At 51.1% G+C, this 15,528-nt stretch carries 12 protein-coding genes; 4 read left to right on the forward strand and 8 right to left on the reverse strand.

The features are described 5' to 3' along the window. Positions 1-5: 5 nt before the first annotated feature. From DZK30_RS10535 to DZK30_RS10550, 4 genes are all read right to left on the reverse strand, one after another. The gene (locus DZK30_RS10535; protein WP_118974110.1) at positions 6-1,547 is read right to left on the reverse strand and encodes a PSP1 domain-containing protein; all 1,542 of its coding nucleotides are present in this window, start codon (positions 1,545-1,547) and stop codon (positions 6-8) included. A gap of 216 nt (positions 1,548-1,763) precedes the next feature. Further along, positions 1,764-2,234, reverse strand: a complete 471-nt coding sequence (locus tag DZK30_RS10540) for an FKBP-type peptidyl-prolyl cis-trans isomerase (protein ID WP_118974111.1) — start codon at positions 2,232-2,234, stop codon at positions 1,764-1,766. A gap of 135 nt (positions 2,235-2,369) precedes the next feature. Then, positions 2,370-2,954: a MarC family protein gene (locus tag DZK30_RS10545; RefSeq protein ID WP_118974112.1), complete on the reverse strand. Its 585-nt coding sequence runs from the start codon at positions 2,952-2,954 to the stop codon at positions 2,370-2,372. A gap of 152 nt (positions 2,955-3,106) precedes the next feature. Then, positions 3,107-4,732 (reverse strand): DUF349 domain-containing protein, encoded by a 1,626-nt coding sequence (locus DZK30_RS10550; RefSeq protein WP_118974113.1) that lies wholly within the window; start codon positions 4,730-4,732, stop codon positions 3,107-3,109. Positions 4,733-5,119: 387 nt separating this feature from the next. Here DZK30_RS10550 and DZK30_RS10555 point away from each other — a divergent pair, with 387 nt between their 5' ends. Beyond that, entirely contained in the window at positions 5,120-7,315 is a 2,196-nt protein-coding gene (locus DZK30_RS10555) for a gliding motility-associated C-terminal domain-containing protein (RefSeq protein ID WP_118974114.1), read from the forward strand. Positions 7,316-7,524: 209 nt separating this feature from the next. On the opposite strand, the gene DZK30_RS10560 is transcribed toward DZK30_RS10555, so the two are convergent. From DZK30_RS10560 to DZK30_RS10570, 3 genes are all read right to left on the reverse strand, one after another. After that, positions 7,525-8,073 (reverse strand): hypothetical protein, encoded by a 549-nt coding sequence (locus DZK30_RS10560; RefSeq protein ID WP_118974115.1) that lies wholly within the window; start codon positions 8,071-8,073, stop codon positions 7,525-7,527. 1 nt (position 8,074) lies between these two features. Continuing rightward, entirely contained in the window at positions 8,075-9,856 is a 1,782-nt protein-coding gene (argS, locus tag DZK30_RS10565; protein ID WP_118974116.1) for an arginine--tRNA ligase, read from the reverse strand. A gap of 141 nt (positions 9,857-9,997) precedes the next feature. Next, positions 9,998-10,792, reverse strand: coding sequence for a thymidylate synthase (locus tag DZK30_RS10570; RefSeq protein ID WP_118974117.1), 795 nt, complete (start codon positions 10,790-10,792; stop codon positions 9,998-10,000). 118 nt (positions 10,793-10,910) lie between these two features. Between DZK30_RS10570 and DZK30_RS10575 the strand changes: the two genes are divergently transcribed. From DZK30_RS10575 to DZK30_RS10585, 3 genes are all read left to right on the forward strand, one after another. Continuing rightward, positions 10,911-11,831 carry a T9SS type A sorting domain-containing protein gene (locus DZK30_RS10575; RefSeq protein WP_118974118.1) on the forward strand — a complete coding sequence of 307 codons (921 nt, stop codon included), beginning with the start codon at positions 10,911-10,913 and terminating at the stop codon, positions 11,829-11,831. A 116-nt stretch (positions 11,832-11,947) separates the two neighbouring features. After that, on the forward strand, positions 11,948-12,304 hold the full coding sequence (locus DZK30_RS10580; RefSeq protein WP_118974119.1) for a CCC motif membrane protein: 357 nt from the start codon (positions 11,948-11,950) through the stop codon (positions 12,302-12,304). Between the two features lie 88 nt (positions 12,305-12,392). Then, positions 12,393-12,689 carry a DUF2752 domain-containing protein gene (locus tag DZK30_RS10585; RefSeq protein WP_162903014.1) on the forward strand — a complete coding sequence of 99 codons (297 nt, stop codon included), beginning with the start codon at positions 12,393-12,395 and terminating at the stop codon, positions 12,687-12,689. Between the two features lie 190 nt (positions 12,690-12,879). On the opposite strand, the gene DZK30_RS10590 is transcribed toward DZK30_RS10585, so the two are convergent. Beyond that, positions 12,880-15,282 carry an alpha-ketoacid dehydrogenase subunit alpha/beta gene (locus DZK30_RS10590; protein WP_118974121.1) on the reverse strand — a complete coding sequence of 801 codons (2,403 nt, stop codon included), beginning with the start codon at positions 15,280-15,282 and terminating at the stop codon, positions 12,880-12,882. Positions 15,283-15,528: the final 246 nt, after the last annotated feature.

Raw genomic sequence — 15,528 nt, forward strand, 5'->3', positions numbered from 1 at the left:
CAGCTTTATTCTGCGGGTTTTGTGTCGCCCGTATCCTTCTTTTCCCGGGGTGGGTTATTGTTAGGGCGTTTCTTTTGCTGCTGCGGCCGCTGTTCCCTGGCTTGGGTACCATCAGCCTGCGGCGGACGGGGTTCGCGGGGTGGCCTGGGCTGGCCTTCCTGCTTCTGCTGCTGTGGCTGCTGCCCCTGCTTTTGCTGCCCTTTGCCCTGCTGCTGTTGTTGTTTGTTTCCGGGCTGTTGCTGTTCCTGACCTTTGGGTTTTTGCTCACGGAGCTTGTTATCACCCTGCTGCTGTTTGGCCGGTTGTGCTTGTTTTTGACCCTGTCCCTGCTTTTGCTGCTGCTGGGGCTTGCCTGGTCCCTGGGCGGTCTGCCTGGGTTGCTGACCACCTTGTTTGGGTTGTTGTTGCTGCCGCTGCTTGGCTTGTTGCTTCTTTTTGGCCGATTTGGAGAGGGAGCTGAGTGTCAGCTGACCTACATCGTTCACAAAGCCCATATCCACTGTCTTCTCCGAGCCTTTGTGGCGCACCTGTATCTCTACTGCTTCCATATCCTCCGGCTTCTGGCCTTCGGCGTTGAGCGCCAGTATCTCCTGGACTCTTTCGATGGTGAGCGGATACTGTTTATTGCTGCCGCCAAAGCTGTACCACATAAGGTTGCGGAAGATGTCCTTCTTTTGAAGATAGGCCCTTCCAGCAGCCATTTCGATTTGCTCGGCGCCTTCGGGGAAAGAATGCAGAGCATCCATATACGTATCCAGCTCGTAGTTAAGACAGCATTTCAACCTTCCGCACTGGCCCGATAATTTGGTTTGGTTAATAGAAAGATTCTGGTAGCGGGCGGCGGTTGTATTCACCGTCTTAAAATCGCTCAGCCAGGAGCTGCAGCACAGCTCCCGTCCGCAGGAGCCGATCCCGCCTACCTTGCCGCTTTCCTGCCGGGCGCCGATCTGGCGCATCTCCACTTTGGCCCTGAACTCGGCGGCATATACTTTTATCAACTCGCGAAAGTCGACACGGGAGTCGGCAGTATAGAAAAAGGATACTTTTTTGCCATCGGCCTGGTATTCCGCTTCGGCAATCTTCATTTCGAGGTTTAATTCTTTGGCGATGGCCCGGGAGCGGATAAGGGTATCTCTTTCCCGGCGCTTGGCGTTTTGATGCAGTTCGATATCCCGGTCGCCGGCAGGACGCAGCACCCGCTTGATCTCGGCCGACTCGGAGACGCCGTATTTTTTCATCTGCAGCTTTACCAGCTCACCCACAAGGCTTATCTGGCCTACATCAAAGCCTCCGGCTCCTTCTACGGCAACCCATGAGCCGCTTTCCAGTATATTGCCGGTATTGTTACGGTAAAAATCCTTGCGGCTACCGTTATTAAAAGAAACTTCTATGATTGGATAAGGCTTGCCGAGATCGCTGAATGGCATATCGGACAGCCAGTTAAATACATTTAATCGATTGCAGCCACCCGTACTGCAGCCGCCATTGCTCTGGCAGCCTCCGGGTTTGCCGTCGGCGGAACCTGTTCCGCAACTTCCACATCCCATGTAGCAAAAAATTTATATCGACGTGCAGGGATATACGCTATGGACTGCCTTTGGGCCCTTGTATGCAACCCCGGTATTCCGGACAGCGCCGGAAACGGGATATCGATGAGCAAGGTATTATTAGTGGCCGTACCAGCTATGCGCTTACCCTTTTACACGAAATGATTGTGTAAAAACAATATTTTTCCTGACAAAGATAACTTTTAATCGGTTAGATTAATTAACTTTTACCAGGTCGATAGAAAATATAAGGATGGAATTGGCTGGAATACCGGCAACCTGGCTGGAACCGTAGCCAAAAGAGGGGGGAAGATAAAGCACCACACGGCCGCCTTCGCCAATGAGGGGAATACCTGCCTGCCAGCCCTTGATGAGGCCGGTAAGATCGAAGGGCATATTGTTGTTCTGGTCAAAAATAGCGCCTGTGGTCAAGGTTCCTTTATAGTTTACCGTTACCTGGGAGCAGGCATCGGGATGCTTGCTACTGCCTTGGTTCTCAATACGATAGTAAAAACCTCTGCTATCTTTGGTCGCTTCGACCTTATTGGAAGAAATGAACTGTTCCAGCGCTGCCACTTCTGTTGCGGGCGCCGTGGCGGTAATGGCCTGGCAACTGGTATCCTTTTTGCTGCAGCCCGCTATAAATATACCGCCCACTATGGCCGCTAATAAAATAATATTTTTCATTATGTGTGTATTGTAAGAAGAAAGCGAAATTATCACATTTCACCAACATAGACGGCAGAATGGTCCGATAAAATGGGTCGGAGTGAAATTTAAAACAAATGCCGGAAAAGCAGCAAGAATATTTGTTGCGGCGTCTTATTTCAGACCTATATTTTGTTTGAATATTTTAACGGCAATGGCGATAAGGATAACGCCAAAGAATTTACGCACCACCATAATGCCGGAAGGGCCCAATAGCTTTTCAATGAAATTGAGGGCTTTGAGACAGGCAAAGACGATCAGCAGGTTGATGAGGATGCCGATCAGGATATTGTAATGATGGTAGCTGGCCTTGAGCGACATCACCGTGGTTAGTGTGCCCGATCCGGCGATCAGCGGGAACGCGATAGGCACCACGCTGCCGGTCTTTCCGCCGCCTTCACTCTTGAAGAATTCAATACCCAGGATCATTTCCATACCCAAAAAGAAAATGATGAAGGAACCGGCAATGGCGAATGACGCAATGTCGAGACCCATGAAATGCAGCATCTGCCCACCGGCAAAGAAGAACAGCAGCATCAGCGCTCCCGATACGAGGGTTGCCTGCAGGCTATTGATCTCTCCCATTTTCTTCTTGAGGCCAATGAGCACCGGTATGGAACCCAGGATATCGATCACGGCAAAAAGTGTGATGGATACGGTGATGATCTCGGAGAGCATGATGTTTTCGACGCCGTACATAAGTTCTGGATTAGGGAAAAGGGAATGCGGTACAAAGTTACGCTTTAACCATTGACGCCATCGCCTTTTCCGTAAGGTGCTAGGTAAAAAGCTGTCCCCGATGGTGAAAGGACAGCTTTACCGGAGCCTGGGGCTCTTATACCGGCAGAAAGCTATTCCGGCTCTTCTTCTACCTGTCTGTTCTTTTCCGGGCGGCCTTCGGAGCGCTTTTGGTGCAGTTCCTCGTATTGCCGTGTTACTTCAGCTATCTTTTCACGGCGGGCAGGCAGCTTCTTCTCGATCTGGTGGATCAGGTTTTCCAGGTGCCTGCGCAGTTCATCTTCCTTACTACCTGTGCCGGTAGTATTGTTAAGCGATTCGCGAAAATCGGCCAGCTTGCTCTCTTCTTCTTCCAGCTCGGCCCTGATCTTGTCGAGGAATTGCCGTGTTTGCTGGAAGCGGCTGTCCAGCTGGTTCTGGAACCGGGCTTTGCGTTTATCGCGGTCTGCATCTTTACGATCGAAGAAAAGATGGCGGGCCGCAATAAAGCGTTCCCATATTTCATCGCCGTACTCCCTGGGAATATGGCCTATCTTTTTCCATTCCTGCATCAGGTCGTTCATCTCTTCGGTTACCTCTTTCCAGTTTTCCGATTGCTTGAGGTGTTCGGCCCTGTTCAGCAGCGCCAGCTTTTGGGCGTAGTTGTCTTCCAGGTTTACCTTAAACTCTTCTGCACTTTGCCGTTTAGCAGCAAAGAACCTGTCCCTGGCCGCCTGCAGCCGGTTCCATAGCTCGTCTGCTTTTTCAAAGGGTACCTTGCCTATCGTTTTCCACTCGTCCATAATGTGGGCCAGCAGGGCGGTGGTATCTTTCCAGTCGGTATTGTTGCTCAGGTCCTCGGCCTTTTCCACAAGGGCCAGTTTCAGGGCATAGTTACCTTCCTGTTCGGTTTGGATTTGTTCAAAATGTTGTTTTTTACGGTCGAAAAAGATATTGCGGGATTGGATAAAGCGGTTCCACAGCTCTTCATTCTTTTCGGCAGAGGCAACACGACCTATGGTTTTCCATTTGTCCATCAGCTCCTTCATCACGTCCGACGATTTGCGCCAGTCTTCCGAATGGGCGTGTTTTTCGGCTGTTTCGCAAATCTCGAGCTTAAGGTCGAGGTTTTGCATCATGTCCTGCTCGATATCTTCATGGTGCTGCCGTTTCCGTTCGTAAAAATGGTTGCGGGCCTTTTCGATACGTTCCCATAGCTTTTCGCTGCGGTTCTTATCGGCGGGATTGGCAGCTTTCCATTCTTCAACAATAGTCCTGAAGGCTTCGGTCGTGGCTTTCCAGTCTTCCGAATCCTGCAGTGCCTCTGCCTTTTCGGCCAGCTTCAGCTTTTCAGCATAATGGGCATCCTGCAGTTGCTGTACTTCCTTTTCTTTTTCCTCGAGACCAGTATAGATAGGGCTGTAATCGCCTATGGCGTTGGCCCGCTGAATGTACTCCTTAAGCCTGGCGATCTTTCCGCTTAGCTTAAGTTTATCTTCCTGCTGGCCCCATTCGGTGTCCAGTTCCAGCGCCTTATGTTCCACCTCTTTGAATTTTTCGACCAGCGCCGCGACCACAGTAGCATAGTTATCGGGTGTAAGCGCCGAAAGCTTGCGCTCGGGACTATAAGTCGTCGCGTTCAAAATCAATTCCTGCTCCTCGTTAAGCGAACAAAATGCTTTGCCTGTAAATTCCAGTTCATTCCACATTTCAGGAGTAATCCGGTTGGCCGCCTGCTGATCCGGCTGCTGTGTAGTCATAATTGATAGTTTTTCCTGTTCGGTTGTTGGTGACTTATGCTTCGTTCAATTGGTCCTAAAAACTTCAGAAAACTATATTATCCATAAAGAAGCCAGTATAGCAATAATTGCAAACTTTTTCTGATATGGTATGCGAATTTAAAAAAGATTCATTACGGAAAAAAATGAATCTTAAAAATATCCTTCCCCCGCGAGGCTGGTTTTAAAAGCCTCACCCATATATCCGGCTCATCCTAGGACAACGAAAAATAGAAATCCTTTTTGGATCAGGTGCTAAAGAAATGTTATAAAATTATCAATCCCTAGCTTTTTGAAACCAAAGGGAAGTCTATCATATAAATTTATCCTATAGATACATGAAATATGCTTTAAAACCAAACACAACCTATGAAGCGCATTCTTACACTCCTATTGCCGTTCCTGTTGCTAGGCATAGCAACGGCCAGGGCCAGCCACCTATTGGGCGGAGAGATCGGGTACACCTATGTATCGTCCAGCGGCACCACACATACCTACAAGGTAACCCTTAAATTTTTTGCAGATTGCAGCTCTACCAGCGCCGCGTTGCCACTGCTGATCGGGGCCAATCCCTATGTCGCTTTGTACGACAACACCAGCCTTATCAATGGGGTCAATCTTACCTACAATGCTGCGCTCAGCGATGTGGAGATCACGCCTGTTTGCCCTGATGAGGTAAACAGTACCACCTGTACCAATATCAACAACCCCATCCCGGGCGTTAAGCTGTATGTATACGAGGGCGATTTTACGGTGAACGGCGCATCGGCCAACTGGCGGTTCGAATTTGAAGGATCGATCAACCTGGGCTCCAACGCGGGCCGTACGCCGCTGATCACCAATGCCGATGTGCAGGCCGGCAGCTCGCTCATGTACCTGGAAGCAACACTGAACAATACCGCCGGCCAGAACTCTACCAGCGCCTTTACCTCTGTACCTACGCCGTTCTTCTGTATCAATCACCTCCAGACCTATAACCTGGGAGCGGTGGATCCCGACGGCGACGGGCTTGCATTCAGCCTGGTAGCGGCTAAAGAATCGCTGATCGTTAATGCACCGCCGCCTTCCGATATCGTATACAATCCGCCCTATACAGCCACCAATCCGGTACCCGCCGCACCAGGCTCGTTCAGCTTCAACCCGGTAAGCGGGCAGATGAACTTTAATCCCAACGCTGCAGTCAATAGTGTAGTGGTCAATAAAGTGGTCGAGACAAGAGGGGGCAACATTGTGGGCAGCAGTATGAGGGAAATGGCCTTTATTATATTGACCAACTGCCCCAACCAGGGGCCCGGGGGCCCGGTGACCAACCTTACCAATGCCAATGCCGATCCCTCCGACCCCAGTACGATCAATGCCTGCGAGGGCACCAGCGGCAACGTGTCGTTCGATATCCATGCTACCGATCCCGAAGGCGATAATATTGCGATCACTACTACCAATCTGCCTGCAGGGGCCCTTGTTAATGTAAGCGGCGATGGCAGCCCCTCGCCCACGATGCACTTCAGCTGGGATATCGGTGGCGTAGCCCCCGGCGATTATGTGTTTTATGTGAACCTCAAAGACGATGGCTGCCCCATAAGCGTTACGCAAACGGTGGCTTATACCATACGCATTAATCCTGTGTATCACTTCGGGCGGAACGACCTGGTCGAGATATGCAAAGGCAATACCTACCTGTTCTATGGACTATACTATTATGAGACTGGGCTGTACGATACTACTTTTAAAACCGTAAAAGGCTGCGACAGCATCTATTACCTCAACCTGCAGGTCAATCCCTTGCCCGATGTGGTGCTCAACAACGGCAATGGCGCCCATGAAGTGGGTATCTGCGAAGGCTCTTCCAGCATACTGGCTGTAACCAAGCCCGGCGCCACGACCACTTATCAATGGTTTCGCGACGATGTGGCCATGGCTGGTGAAACAGGCCCTTCTTATACGGCAACTACAGCCGGCACTTACTGGCTGAGCGCCGTTACCGATAAGGGGTGTACCGATACTTCGCTAAAGCTGAAAGTAGTGATCTATCCGCTGCCGGAAGCCAGGATCATGCCTCCGGGCGACGAGGTCATCTGCGCCTACGATACCATGAAGCTTTCGGCCCAGACAACGGGTGTGGACGATTACCGCTGGGAGCCGGCGAAGGCCTTCCGCATCACGGGCGGCTCCGAAAAGCCGGAAGTGACTGGTATTTTTATCGAACCTACCCGGGTCACGCTTACGGTCTACAACCAATACGGGTGCTTCGATACAGACACGGTGCTGGTCAATACGAAGCCTTGTTGCGAGGTGTTTACGCCCAATGCTTTTTCTCCCAATGGCGATGGTATGAACGACTATTTTAAACCGGCGTTGCAGACCGGTCAGTTGTTGGTGTCGATGCAGGTATTTGACCGTTGGGGCCAGCTGGTCTACAACAATACCAATATTCCTAAAGGTTGGGATGGCAATTATGAAAATGGTTCCAAAGCGGGCACCGATACCTATATGTACCTGATCCGGTATACCTGCGCCGATGGTAAGCTGTATGAGAAAAAAGAGTCGCTCTCGCTGATCCGTTAGCAAGGGTAAGCTATGGCAAAATGCGAAGGAGCAGGGGTCAAAAGGGGTAATCTTTGTCTTGCTGAGCGGAGTCGAAGCACGACAAAAATTACCGGTACTACGCCGTCTTTTCATGGCGCTTCGAAATACAACAAAAACTAGGTTTCAAGCCTGTTCCCATTTTGAACTACTCAATGTGACAGGCTTGGGGCCTTTGGCAATAGCTTATTCTAATTCAGGGAGAAGCTGAGCCACTGGCCGGCTTGCTGTCGCTCAAACAGCCCAGCAAGCTTTTGCTGCACCGCTGCCAGCTGCTCTATAGGAAGGTAAACAGCCGAAGAGAAGATATGCTGCAGCTGCATAGTGATGGCATTGCGATCGTAAAAATTGATCGTGCCCCAGGTAATGTCTTTTTCCTGCTTTACGGTTTCGATGTTGGTCGCCAGGGTTTGGAACATAATCACCCGGGCCGGCCGGCCAATGGCGCCATACCGCCTGTAGTAGCATATGGATTGTGCAGAAACAGTAACGACCTCGCTTCCGGCAATGTTCCAAAGCACATAACGGCCGCAGAAGAACAGCAGCGCACCACCCAGCAGGGTAACACCCAACAAAGCTTTGGCCGAATCTCCGGCAACCATATTCATGACGAGCGCGGTAAACATTGCGGCAAGGACGAAGAACAGCACCAGGATCACTTTGAGATATAAAGGAATGGCTACCCTGGCCTCAATGGTTAGGCTTGCTGGTGTTTCCGTAATGGTACCCGAGTTGTTCATATTACATCTTCTGTGGTACCTCGATACCCAGCAGGCTCATAGCGTGCCGGATCACGTTGCCGATCATTGTAACCAGCATGAGCCGTAACTGCCTTTTTTCTTCGCTTTCCGCCTGGTTGATGCTATGCACCGCGAAGAATGAATTGAACAGCTGCGCGAGCTGAAAGGCATAATTACAAACCAGGGAGGGATTATATTCCTTTGCCGCCTGATCCAGGATAGAGGGGTATTGTTCGATCTTCAGCAGCAGGGATTTCTCCAGTGGGGCCAGGCCTTCGCCTAGCGTGAACTGACCATATGCAATTTCATTTTTGCGCAGGACGGAGCAGATACGTACATGGGCATATTGGATAAAAGTTGCTGTAAAACCATGCAGGTCGATGGACTCTTTGGGGTCGAAGATCATCTTCTTCCTGGGCTCTACGCGCAGCAGGTAAAACTTGAGCGCGCCCAGGCCCACCATATCGTACAGGCGCTCCTGCTCTTCAGGTGCAAAGTCTTCGGTCTTGCCGGCCTCCAGGGCTTGTTCCCGGGCCAGGGCAATCATTTCGGCGACCATATCGTCGGCGTCGACCACGGTACCCTCGCGGCTTTTCATACGGCCCGAAGGCAGCTCGACCATGCCATAGGACAAGTGGTAAATGCCTTCGGCGCAGGGTTCGCCCAGCTTCTGCAGTATCAGCTTGAGCACCTGCATATGGTAGTTCTGCTCGTCGGCGATCACATAAGCCGAGCGGTCCATGTGAAAGTCGTTGTATTTAAGGCGGGCGGTACCCAGGTCCTGGGTCATGTATACCGAAGTGCCATCGGCGCGCAGCAGCAGCTTTTCATCCAGCCCGTCGGCAGTGAGGTCGATCCATACCGATCCATTGTCCTTTTTGAACAGGACGCCTTTGGCCAGTCCTTCTTCCACGATGGCTTTGCCCAGCAGGTAAGTATCACTTTCGTAATACATTTTATCGAAGTCGATACCCAGTTTTTTGTAAGAGGCGTCGAAGCCCTGGTATACCCAGCTGTTCATTTTTTGCCAGAGGGCATATACTTCCGGATCGCCGGCTTCCCATTTGCGGAGCAATTCCTGGGCTTCGAGCATAATGGGCGCTTCCTTTTCGGCTTTTTCTTTGTCCATGCCCTGCGTTACCAGGGTGTCGATCTCCCGCTTGTACACGTCGTTGAATTTAACGTAGTAGTCGCCTACGAGGTGATCGCCTTTGATCCCCGTGCTTTCGGGCGTAGCGCCATCGGCATAGCGCATCCAGGCGATCATCGATTTGCAGATATGGATGCCGCGATCGTTGACCAGGTTGGCCTTGATTACCTCATAGCCATTGGCCTTAAGTATCGCGGCTACCGACCAGCCCAGGAAATTGTTGCGCAGGTGGCCGAAGTGCAGGGGCTTATTGGTATTGGGCGAAGAGTACTCGATCATCACCTTTTGCCCGTTACTTTCCTTTTGTCCGTATTGCGTATCGTTGTAGCTGTGGTTCAGAAAGGCCGCCAGCTCTGTATCGGCCACGGTAAGGTTGAGAAAGCCGGCCACCGTTTCGTGCGCTGTAAACAAGGGGTAATGGGCCAGCAGGTACTCGCCTATGGCTTTGCCCAGCACGGCAGGATTCTGGCGCAGACTTTTGACGAAAGGGAAAAGCACTACGGTATAGTCGCCTGCAAATTCAGGCTTCGTCTCGTTGACAAGTATTGTTTCGTCGGTAACCGCGGCTGCGGGATACAGGTGGTTGATGGCTTGCGCAGCAGCGATCTTGATCTGGGCTACAATAGGCAACATATTGTTGAAATAAATTTAAAGCTTTAGCTATCAGGGGTGCAAAGGTACGATTGTTTTTCCGGCGGTTAAAAGAGGGTCGATCGAATAAAAAGGGAGCATTTCTGAATAAAATGCTCCCGTATATTTTCTCTATCCCAAAAATTACACCGCCACGGGCGCTTTAATATGCGGGTGGCTTTCGTACTGTTCCAGGGTAAAATCCTCATAGGTAAAAGCAAAAAGATCCTTTACCGCCGGGTTCAGCCTCATTTGCGGCAGCGGGAAGGGTTGGCGGCTCAGCTGCAGGCGGGCCTGTTCGATATGGTTGCTGTATAAGTGTACGTCGCCGAAGGTGTGGATGAACTCGCCGTATTCGAGTCCGCATACCTGGGCCATCATCATCGTGAGCAGCGCATAAGAGGCAATGTTGAAAGGCACGCCGAGGAATACATCGGCGCTGCGCTGGTACAGCTGGCAGCTTAGCTTTCCATTGGCCACATAGAACTGGAACAGGGCATGGCAGGGGCTGAGCGCCATCTGCGGCAGGTCGGCCACATTCCAGGCATTCACGATCATACGCCGGCTGTCGGGATTGGTGCGCAGCTGGTGCAGCACATCGCCGATCTGGTCGTAGACTTTACCATCGGCGCCTTCCCAGCTACGCCATTGCTTGCCATATACAGGTCCCAGATCGCCGTTAGCATCTGCCCATTCGTCCCAGATCTTTACCTGGTGCTCTTTAAGATAGCCAATATTGGTATCGCCTTTCAGGAACCAGAGCAGCTCATAGATAATGGACTTGAGGTGCAGCTTTTTGGTGGTAACCAGGGGAAAGCCCTTTTGCAGGTCGAAGCGCATCTGGTAGCCAAAACAACTGATGGTGCCGGTGCCGGTACGGTCGCTTTTTTCAACGCCGGTATCGAGTATATGCTGTAAAAGGTCTAGGTATTGTTGCATCGGGGAAATAAGTACAAAATTAAGAAATGCCGGTGGGCCGGTAAAATGAGTTATACACGGATTGTGTAAAGAAAGCAAGCCGGATTTTTGTATATTTAATGCATAGAAAAATAGCACCATGAAGAAACACTACCTTATCCTTTTCTACCTTTTGTTGCTGCCGGGACTGCCTGCGTTGGCGCAAAAGGTCTGGTTTTCCGATACGACGAACCAATGGCGGACAAGCATTACGATAGCGCCTGAGGGACCTCCCGGAACAACGATCATATCTCATTATCGGTTTAAAGATACGGTCGTCGTGCTGGCTGGTTACCAGTATCACTGGCTGGAATACGAAAATGGTGTATGGGTACGGGACGATACACAGGCACATAAGGTGTACATCAGGCCGCTGCCCGGACCCGGACCCACCCGCCTGGTTGCTACCGATACCCATGCATTTGTATACCTCGATTATAATCTCCGGGCGGGCGATACCCTTGCCATGCCTTATGTGGTTTCGCCGGCGACGGCCGGCGATAGCCTCAGCTATCATGTGGTGCAATCTGTAGATTCGGTACTCATGAATGGCCTTTATCACAAGACCTTTCAAATGAGCGCTTATTTCCCGAATGACTCCCGGCCGGCCCGTTACCAGGTGATAGAAGGCATCGGTAACGATACCGGGCCTATATTTATTCCCGATGGGCTGGGCGAATGGGATACCCGCCTGGTCTGTTTTAAAAACCAGGATACTATACCACTTTCTGCCTACAGTGCCTGTTCGGATGCGAGCTCGGTGAGGAAGCTGGAAAACCATCGCGCCCGCTTCGACATTATGCCTAACCCGGCGACCAGCTGGCTACATATTGTCTACAAAGGATATGGCGGCGCCCGGATGAATGCTGCTTTGCTTAGCCTTACGGGAACAAGCCTGGGAGAGATCAATTTCAGCAAAGATGGGCTTATTGACCTGGCCGGCCTTGCGCCGGGCCTTTACCTGCTGCAGGTAAGGGAGGATGGCGCATTACTGTTCGCGGAAAAGATAATGGTACAATAAGCCCTTGTTTTAGGCAGGTTTTCCACGGGCTATCAACAATTTAATAATCTTTTGGTATATTTTCTTTCTGTGGGAATAAGAGGTTTACTATCTTTCGTGCCAAAATCTGTACCCATATGGAAAACATCAACAAACCCTCCAGCGAGATCTTTAATAATCCCAGGCAAGAACTGCCCAATGCTACCGCTGTTCTTGTTCTTGGCATCATATCGATCGTAGGCTGTTTCTGCTACGGCATTGTCGGTACCATTTGCGGCATCATTGCCCTGGTAATGGCCGGTAAAGCCAAAAGGCTTTACCAATCCAACCCCGATCTGTATACACCATCGTCCTTCAAGAATATGAATGCCGGTCGTGTTTGTGCCATCGTAGGGGTGAGTCTCTCGGCGCTGTACATTCTGTTCCTTATCATTTGCCTCATTATCTATGGCGCTTCCCTGTCTACTATGCCCTGGGATATGTACCGTCATTGATCCTGAATACATAATTGCAAACGCTATCCCGTCAGGGATAGCGTTTTTTGCTCCAGCGTCTTTATTTTCGTTAGCTCAATGCTTCATTATGGCAGGGATCATTCATTGGCTGGAACATCATCTGCTGCCTTGTCCTTACAAGCGCCTTACCGGCATGGATTGTCCTGGATGCGGCATGCAGCGGGCCTTTGTCGCTTTGCTGCAAGGGCATTTTAAAGAAAGCTTTATGCTTTACCCGGCTTTGCTTCCCGTATTGTTTACCCTGGGTCTTACGGCTGTACACCTCAGGTTCCGGCTGACCAATGGAGCCGCTTATATAAAATACAGCTACCTGGCTACCACTGCATTGGTATTGATCAGTTATCTATGTAAGATGTTATTTTGAAACGGAGCTGCAATAAAAATGGCCGGTCTTTTGACCGGCCATTTTTATTGCACTGATTATTTTTTATTGACTATCCCGACATAGGAAACCAATTATTTCCGGTCTTTGAGCGTGTCGACAGAACAGCAATAAATTGGTATACTTCGAGAGACTCAGCAACCCTGAGGTATTACCGGCAGCCATTCAACCTTTATTCCGCCATCATTTCCTCGATCACCGCCGCGATATCCTCGGCATTGGGCTTGGAGAAGTAGTCGCCATCGGTAGCGTAGGCCGGGCGATGCGCTTTGGCCGCAATCGTACGTGGCGCTACATCGAGCCAGCGATAACCACCCTGCAGCTCCATTACCTGCTGGAACATATAAGCCGATGCGCCGCCGGGCACATCTTCATCGATGAACAGGATACGGTTCGTTTTCTTCAGCGATTCCACGATACGGTGTGTGGTATCGAAAGGCAGCAGGGTCTGCACATCGATCAGCTCGCAGCTGATGCCCTGCGGCGCCAGGTACAGCTCCATGGCTTCCTGGATCACCCGTAGAGTAGAGCCGTAAGAAACGATGGTAATATCTTCACCTTCCTGCAGGATCTCCGGCACACCGAAGGGCACTGTGAAATCAAACAGGTTATCGGGCATTTTTTCCTTCAGGCGGTAGCCGTTGAGGCATTCTACCACCACGGCGGGCTCATCGCTTTGCAGCAGGGTATTGTACATACCGGCGGCCTGCACCATATTGCGGGGCACACAGATATTAATGCCCCTGAGCGCATTGATGATCATGCCCATAGGGGAACCACTATGCCAGATACCTTCCAGGCGATGACCGCGCGTACGGATGATGAGCGGGCACTTCTGACCGCCACGGGTACGGTAATACATCGTGGCCACATCGTCGCTCAGGGTCTGCACGCCATACAGCAGGTAATCCAGGTACTGGATCTCGGTAATGGGGCGAAGACCGCGCATGGCCATACCCAGGCCCTGGCCTACAATAGTGGCTTCGCGGATACCGGTGTCGGAAATGCGGAGCTCGCCATGTTTTTCCTGCAGGCCGGCAAAACCCTGATTCACATCGCCGATCTTACCCACATCCTCGCCGAAGGCAAATACTGCGGGGTTGGTACTGAAAGTATGGTCAAAAAATTTATTAAGAATTTCGAAGCCGTTGAGCTGGGGGCTATCGGCCGAGTATTGCGGCGCTATTACCTTCACCTGGCTTACCGCACTGGCCGATGTGGAGTGCAGGCCCGAATTGAATTTGTCTACAGCATCGGCTTTCAGCTGCTCGTAATAGTTGCGGAGGCCACGTACCGCCTGGCTATTGCCGTTGGCCAGCTTAAGTATGCGTTGCGCAGTGCGCAGCACATCTTTACGGATAGGCTCCTTAATGGCCGCCAGTTCCTGAACGAAGGAAGCGATCTGCTGGGCATTGCTGCCACCTTCGTATACGAGCTGCTGCGCCAGGGCGCTCAACTGTTGTATCTGCTCTTTAATGGGCAACAGGAATTTATTCCAGGCATCCTGCTTGCAGGTGCGGGCGTAGTCTTTGGCCTTTTCTTCTACAGCTACCAGCTCTTCTTCATTGGCAATGGCATTTTCCAGGATAAACTCGCGGAGCTTCTTCACGCAGTCCATTTCCTTTTCCCATTCCAGGCGCTCGCGGCTCTTGTAGCGTTCGTGCGAGCCCGAGGTAGAGTGTCCCTGGGGTTGCGTAACCTCCTGGACATGAAACAGCGCCGGAATATGGTGCTCACGTACCCGCGCGATGCCTTTCTGGAAGGTATCGACCAGGCTGGCATAATCCCATCCTTTTACACGGTAGATCTCTACGCCGCTGTCCAGCTTTTCGTCGTATTGCAGGCCCGAAAGGGCTTCCGATATCGAATTCTTGGTTGTTTGATAAGCGCGGGGTACGGATATACCGTAGCCGTCGTCCCATACGCAAACGGCAAGGGGCACTTTCAGTACGCCGGCCGCGTTCAGGGTTTCCCAGAAGGGCCCTTCGCTGGTAGAAGCATCGCCTATGGTGCAAAAGCTGACCTCGTTGCCGTTATGGGAAAACCGCTCGAAGCCTGTTTTCAGGTTGTCTGCATTCCGGTAGAGCTTAGAGGCATAAGCGATGCCCAGCGCACGTACCATTTGTCCCGCAGTAGGGGAAATATCGCTGGTAGAATGCGGTTGTGCGGTCAGGTCTTTCCAGTCGCCTTTCTCATCGAGCCAGCGGGTACCGTAATGCCCGTTCATCATGCGTCCGCCGGATGCCGGCTCCTGTTCAATATCGGGGTTGGCATACAGCTGTGCAAAAAACTGCTCTACATTGCTCATGCCGGTTGCAAACATCAATGTTTGATCGCGGTAGTATCCCGAGCGGATATCGCCCGGCTTAAAGGTTTTTGCCAGCGCTATTTGTGCCAGCTCCTTTCCGTCGCCAAAAATGCCAAACTTTGCTTTGCCGGTCAACACTTCTTTCCGGCCTATCAGGCTGGCTTCCCTGCTGGTCACCGCCAATTCATAGTCCTTCAGCACTTCTTCCTTAAATTCCTCAAAAGACAGTTTTCCGTTAGCAACTACATTGTTTTGGGTAGCATCCATACATACATCATTTATTAAACAAAGGTAACATTTACAGGGCATAAGCCCAAATGCCGCCAGGGGCGGAGCAAAGTTCCGTTGTAAATCGGCGCCGGCAAAAGCCGGGTTGTTAATTACTACAAAAATAAGCTGCGAACCCGGAGGTAAATACCTGGAAGATAGCCTTTGGAAGCGGCAGGAAACAAAAGCGTAACATTAATTGGTTTTCTTTGCAGTAAATCCGGGATTACCTCCCTGCCCATATAG

Source organism: Taibaiella koreensis, assembly GCF_003545715.1.
Taxonomy (GTDB): Bacteria; Bacteroidota; Bacteroidia; order Chitinophagales; family Chitinophagaceae; genus Taibaiella; species Taibaiella koreensis.